Here is a 5488-nt window from a genome sequence, read left to right on the forward strand (position 1 = left end):
CCCACCCCTTCCGGCCTGCGCAGACACCTTCCAAGCGCTAGACAAATAGTCGCAAAAGGGCGCAAAACGGACACTACTATCCGTCGTCGTGCACCGGATTCCCATGTGAGCGCACTCACCCCACGGCCCCCGGCGTCATCACCGACCGACCCGGCGCCACCACGCCGAGTCAGCACCAACCGCCCGCCGTTGAGACCGCCATCACACGGCGGCGGGCCTGGGAACGACACTGAAGGGCGCCCCCGACGCCCGGGGGAAACAGGTCCCCGGAGCTGCCACGACGATCCTTCGACGTCATCGGCGCGACGGTCGCGGCCGGCCACGTGATCCCGGCGTTCCGCGGTGGCCGCGGGACCGTCCTGTTCACCGGTGGCGGCTTCGCACTCGCGCCGTCCCCCGACTACACCACCCTCTCGGTCGGCAAGGCGGCGCTGCGCGCCTACGCCCACGCCCTGCACGAGGAGCACGCGACGCGGGCGTGCACGTCACCACGGTCACCATCCGCGGCGTCATCCGCCCGGGCGACGAGCGGTTCGCCCCGGTGGCCGTCGCGGAGGTCCACCTGGAGCTGCACCAGCGACCCCGGGACCAGTGGCAGCCGGAGTACGTCTACGCGCGAGGCGGGCAGGTGTGGTGGCCGGGGAAGGAAGCCGCCCGGCCACCACGCCGTGCTCCGTACGCCGTGGCCGTCAGCCACGCGGGTCACGCTCCTCGACGGGCTCATTCGCCCCAGCGCGGCGGTCCGGCACGTCGATCCCGAGCAGGTCCAGCGCCCGCCCGGCCGTGTGCTCGACGATCTCGTCGATGCTGCTGGGCCGCAGGTAGAACGCCGGCACCGGCGGCATGACGATCCCACCGGATTCGGTGACCGCGGCCATGGCCCGTAGGTGACCGAGCGTCAGCGGTGTCTCCCGCACCATCAGCAGTGGTGCGAACGGGATCGCAGCCGCACCAACGCCCCTCTATCGCGGCACTATCGCGACGGGTCCACCACAGCGGGACTCAGGAGCCCGTTCAGCGGGAGTCCGCTCAGCGCGGATCGATCAGCTCCGGCGCGTACACCGTGCCCAGCGGCTCCGGCCCCACGTACTGCTGGCAGTTGCACTGCCCCGGCTCGTAGCGCACCGGGCGGCGGTCGGCGTCCCAGGCGGTGGGCGTCTCGACCACCTCGTGGCAGCGGCCCTGCCGGTCGTGCTTGGCCAGGTGGTGGGTGCAGCCGCAGACCGGCTCGGGCGGCCGGTTGGCCGCCTCCAGGGCGAGGCGCTGCCGGTGCTGGGCGTCGAGGAGTTCGAGCTTGCGCCGGTGACGGTCCTTCACCTCCCGGCGCACCCGGGTGGCGATCGATCCGCCCCCGTAGAGGACGGCCGGCACCACCCAGAACAAGGCCCACAACGAGTCCATCGACGCCCACCCCTCCCGCTTTCCTGGTGCAGATCATACGACTGACCAGCGCAGACGGTTGATCCGGAGCAGCCGGGCCGTCGGCGTCAGCGGATGATCGGCAGCACCTGCTCCGAACTGCGCCCCGCCGCCGCCTCGATGAAGGCCACCGGGTCGGTCGCCTCGGCCAGCAGCCCCCGGGTGAAGTGCAGCGCCTCCTCGGCCGGCGCCGGTCCGCCGACCGCCGCGATCAGGTCGAGCAGGTGGACGGTGGCCTCCATCAGCGCCACCTCGCCGAGCGCCCCGACCGTCACGCTGCCGAGCAGCTGGTGCGACACCACCGTGTCCGGCGGAAGGTCCGCGATCCCGGCCAGCGCGGCCGGCCCCTCGACGCCGAACCGGGCGATCAGCGCGGCCGGTTCGGTCACCTTGGCGGCCTCCTTGGCCAGCTCGGCGATGTGCCCGGCGGCGGTGTGCGCGAGCCCGCCCGGCCGGTTGAAGGTGCGCAGGACGTCCGCCCCGCGGGTCAGTTCGGCCGGGCCGTCCAGGACTGCCTCGCGCAGCCCGGTGAACTGCGCCGGCGCCGGCGCCACGTGCGCGTACAGGTCCCGGACGGTCCACTCGGACAGCCGGGTGGGCTGGTCCCAGTCCTCCGCGCTCAGGGCCTCGCCGCGCTCCGCCCAGGACGCCCAGGCCTCGGTCAACAGCTGGTTCACTGCGGTGTTCTGACTGCTCATCGGTGGCTCCTCGAAACAGTGGTCACGGGAGTACCCCACGCTACCCGCCGCCACCGACAAAACCACTTGCGCCCCCCGTGGTCCGCCCGCCACCATCGGCCCATGACCGACGCCACCGCCCGCCCGCTGCCCGTGACCGCCGCCGCCCGCCCGGCCGCCGTCCAGCAGCAGCCCGGCCGCCCCCGGAGGTCCGACCGCGCCCGCGGATGAGGGCCGCGCTGGTCGCCGGGCTGCTCGCCGGGTACGGCGTCGCCGTACCGGTGGGGGCCGTCGGCGCCTACCTGGTCTCCCTCACCGCGCGGACCTCGCTGCGCACCGGGGCCTGCGCCGCCCTCGGCGTGGCCGCCGCGGACGGGCTGTACGCGCTGCTCGCGGCCCTCGGCGGCGCCGGCCTCGCGCCGCTGCTGGAACCGCTCGCCCGCCCGCTGCGGATCGGCTCGGCCCTGGTCCTGCTCGCCCTGGCCGCCCGCACCGCCGTCACCGCCCTGCGCGCCCGCCGCCTTACCGCCGCACCGGTGGCGCGGACCCCGCCCGGACCGTTCCGGGCCTTCCTCACCCTGCTCGGGATCACCCTGCTCAACCCGCTCACCGTGCTCTACTTCGCCGCCCTGATCCTCGGCGGCGGCCAGGGCGGCAGCACCTCGGGCCCGCTCGCCCGGGCGGTGTTCACCGGCGCCGTCTTCGCCGCCTCCGCCAGCTGGCAGCTGCTGCTCGCCTCCGGCGGCGCGCTGCTCGGCCGGACCCTGACCGGGGCGCGCGGCCGGCTGCTGACCGCCCTCGGCTCCGCCGCCCTGGTCGGCTGGCTCGCCCTCCGGCTGCTGCTCGACTGACCCCGGCTTGAACCCCGGTGCCGACTACGATCCGTGACCCATCAGCGCGCCCTCGAGGCCTGTTTCCCACCTATTCGTACCTTGTATCCTGGTTTTGTATCCGCTGCGTAACCTGCCACCAGCCCGGCCCCGGCACGGCCGACGGTGTCGGCACCGACTCGGAGGAGTACGGACATGGTTGAGCGGGAGAGCCCCGAGAAGCGGGGGCGCCTGAGCCGCCCACTGGTGCTCGACGCCGCCGTGGCACTGGTGGACCGCGAGGGGCTCGGCGCGCTGACCATGCGCAGGCTGGCGGCGGAGCTCGGCGTGGAGTCGATGGCGCTGTACCGCTACACCCCCGGCAAGGAAGCCCTGCTGGACGGACTGACCGAGGCCTACTTCACCGAGATCAACGCCCGGCTGCGCACCAGCGGGGGCGGCGGCCCCGACGAGCCCGGGTGGCGGACGGAACTGCGCCGGATCGCCCAGGCCTTCGCCGCCGTGGCGCACGCCCACCCCGAGATCCTGCCGCTGGTGGCGACCCGCCCGCTGGCCGTCCCGGTGTCCCGCCGGCCGGCCCCGGCGCTCGAACTCACCGAGCACATCCTCGCGGTGCTCGGTCGGGCCGGTTTCGACGACGCCACCGTGCTGACCATCTACCGCACCTTCGTCGCCTGGAACCTCGGCTGCCTGCTGGTGGACAAGCGCCAGGTGGTCGACAACCCGGACGAGCCGGACCCGGCGCTGCGGCTGGGCCTGCACCGGCTGTCCGCCACCGAGTACCCGCGGTTGCGCACGCTGGTCCCCCGCTTCGCCGACTTCGACGACCAGGCGGAGATGCTGGCCGGCCTCGACAGGCTGCTGGACGGGATGCCGGAACCGCCCCTTGACGCCTTCTACGGCGGCGGCGGATCCTGAGGATACGAGGTACACGTCGGACATATCCTTACTCATCACCAGAGGTCGTCATGTCCGCCGTCCCATCCGCACAACCAACCCGGCCCGACATCCTCCGGCTCCGCGTCACCGCCAAGGACGCGGACACCCTGCGCGCCCTGCTGCGCGAGACCCGTCCCGACACCGGCGGACGCCCGCGGGTGGAGCCGGACGGCCGCGTCGGCATCGACGTCTACGCCCCCGAGGACCAGGCGGCGTCCCTCGAACGCGAGGGCGTCACGGTCACCGTGATCGGGAACGCCAGCGAGGCCGGGCGGGCCGCCCAGGCCGAGGTCGGCACCGGCGACCGGTTCGCCGCCGCCGACGCCGTCCCGCGCGGCCTGGCCGCCAAGCTCGCCGGCTGAGCCGGGAGGTCGTCATGCCGTACCTGAACATCACCGAGGTCGAGTCCGCCGTGGCCAGCCTGGCCTCGGCCTATCCCGGCACCGCCCACCTCATCCCCCTGCCCGAGCCCTCGATCGAGGGCCGCGACTGCCACGCCCTGCAGATCGGCAGAGCATCCCGGATCCCCAAGGACTGCGTGATGCTGATCGGCGGCGTGCACGCCCGCGAGTGGGGCAGCTGCGAGATCCTCGTCCACTTCGCCGCCGACCTGCTGGAGGCCTTCGAGTCCGGCACCGGCCTCGGTTACGGCGGCACCACCTTCACCGCCCAGCAGGTGCAGGACCTGCTCATCCGGCTGGACCTGGTGGTCTTCCCGCTGGTCAACCCGGACGGTCGGCTGCACAGCCAGACCGTCGACCCGATGTGGCGCAAGAACCGCAACCCGGCCAACTCCGGCGGCAGTTCGAACCCCGACTGCATCGGCATCGACATCAACCGCAACTACGACTTCCTCTTCGACTTCACCAAGGCCTTCGCCCCCACCGCCACTCCCCAGGTCTCGACCGACCCGTGCGACCAGCAGGTCTACGAGGGCCCGAGCGCCTTCTCCGAGCCCGAGACCCGCAACGTCCGCTGGCTGCTGGACCAGTTCGAGGGGACCAGGTGGTTCGTCGACGTCCACAGCTACTCCGAGGACATGCTCTACAACTGGGGCGACGACGAGAACCAGTCGGACGACCCCGACATGAACTTCCAGAACCCCCGGTACGACGGCAAGCGCGGCCTCCCCGGCGACACCGCGTACGCCGAGTACATCCCCAAGGACGACGCCAACACCGCCCTCGACCTCGCCACGGCGTTCTGCCAGGGCGTCCAGGGCGTGCGCGGCGCGGCGTACAAGCCGTTGACCGGGTTCCACCTCTACCCGACCAGCGGGACCAGCGACGACTACGTCTTCTCCCGCCACTTCGTCGACCCCGCCCAGGGCAAGGTGCTCGGCTTCACCGTCGAGTGGGGCAAGAAGTTCCACCCGCTCTGGGCGGAGATGGAGAAGATCGTCCTCGACGTGGACGCCGGGCTCGTCCAGTTCTGCCTGTCCACCTGACCCACCAGCCAACGTGCCCGACAGCGGGGCGGCGGGCCGCCCCCGGGGGGGGGGGGGGGGGGGCGGGGGGGGGGGGGGGGGGGCCGGGGGGGGGGGGGGGGGGGGGGGGGGGGGGGGGGGGGGGAGGTCTGCGGTGGCAGCTGCGGGCTGTTCGGTGGAGTCGTCGAAGTACTCGA

General features: G+C 73.1%; 7 protein-coding genes. 4 read left to right on the plus strand and 3 right to left on the minus strand.

What is annotated here, in order from left to right:
• Positions 1-689: 689 nt before the first annotated feature.
• The 3 genes from ACWCYO_RS40095 to ACWCYO_RS40105 all read right to left on the minus strand — a co-directional run bounded on the left by ACWCYO_RS40095 (position 690) and on the right by ACWCYO_RS40105 (position 2117).
• Positions 690-920 (minus strand): flavoprotein, encoded by a 231-nt coding sequence (locus ACWCYO_RS40095; protein WP_333493527.1) that lies wholly within the window; start codon positions 918-920, stop codon positions 690-692.
• 109 nt (positions 921-1029) lie between these two features.
• Positions 1030-1401, minus strand: a complete 372-nt coding sequence (locus ACWCYO_RS40100; protein ID WP_270149429.1) for a hypothetical protein — start codon at positions 1399-1401, stop codon at positions 1030-1032.
• An 86-nt stretch (positions 1402-1487) separates the two neighbouring features.
• A complete protein-coding gene (locus tag ACWCYO_RS40105) occupies positions 1488-2117 on the minus strand; it encodes a maleylpyruvate isomerase N-terminal domain-containing protein (protein ID WP_449786989.1) in 630 nt (209 codons plus the stop codon).
• A 206-nt stretch (positions 2118-2323) separates the two neighbouring features.
• On the opposite strand from ACWCYO_RS40105, the gene ACWCYO_RS40110 reads away from it, so the two are divergent.
• The 4 genes from ACWCYO_RS40110 to ACWCYO_RS40125 all read left to right on the plus strand — a co-directional run bounded on the left by ACWCYO_RS40110 (position 2324) and on the right by ACWCYO_RS40125 (position 5312).
• Positions 2324-2947, plus strand: a complete 624-nt coding sequence (locus ACWCYO_RS40110) for a LysE family transporter (RefSeq protein WP_449786990.1) — start codon at positions 2324-2326, stop codon at positions 2945-2947.
• 174 nt (positions 2948-3121) lie between these two features.
• The gene (locus tag ACWCYO_RS40115) at positions 3122-3844 is read left to right on the plus strand and encodes a TetR/AcrR family transcriptional regulator (protein ID WP_449786991.1); all 723 of its coding nucleotides are present in this window, start codon (positions 3122-3124) and stop codon (positions 3842-3844) included.
• A 50-nt stretch (positions 3845-3894) separates the two neighbouring features.
• Positions 3895-4227, plus strand: a complete 333-nt coding sequence (locus ACWCYO_RS40120; RefSeq protein WP_270149423.1) for a hypothetical protein — start codon at positions 3895-3897, stop codon at positions 4225-4227.
• Between the two features lie 14 nt (positions 4228-4241).
• On the plus strand, positions 4242-5312 hold the full coding sequence (locus ACWCYO_RS40125) for a M14 family metallopeptidase (RefSeq protein ID WP_270149421.1): 1071 nt from the start codon (positions 4242-4244) through the stop codon (positions 5310-5312).
• Positions 5313-5488 lie beyond the last annotated feature (176 nt).

The organism is Kitasatospora sp. NPDC001683 (genome assembly GCF_053596495.1).

Coding starts and splice junctions, on each gene's coding strand:
- ACWCYO_RS40095 (WP_333493527.1), bottom strand. CDS start 920: ATGGTGCGGGAGACACCGCTGACGCTCGGTCACCTACGGGCCATGGCC.
- ACWCYO_RS40100 (WP_270149429.1), bottom strand. CDS start 1,401: ATGGACTCGTTGTGGGCCTTGTTCTGGGTGGTGCCGGCCGTCCTCTAC.
- ACWCYO_RS40105 (WP_449786989.1), bottom strand. CDS start 2,117: ATGAGCAGTCAGAACACCGCAGTGAACCAGCTGTTGACCGAGGCCTGG.
- ACWCYO_RS40110 (WP_449786990.1), top strand. CDS start 2,324: ATGAGGGCCGCGCTGGTCGCCGGGCTGCTCGCCGGGTACGGCGTCGCC.
- ACWCYO_RS40115 (WP_449786991.1), top strand. CDS start 3,122: ATGGTTGAGCGGGAGAGCCCCGAGAAGCGGGGGCGCCTGAGCCGCCCA.
- ACWCYO_RS40120 (WP_270149423.1), top strand. CDS start 3,895: ATGTCCGCCGTCCCATCCGCACAACCAACCCGGCCCGACATCCTCCGG.
- ACWCYO_RS40125 (WP_270149421.1), top strand. CDS start 4,242: ATGCCGTACCTGAACATCACCGAGGTCGAGTCCGCCGTGGCCAGCCTG.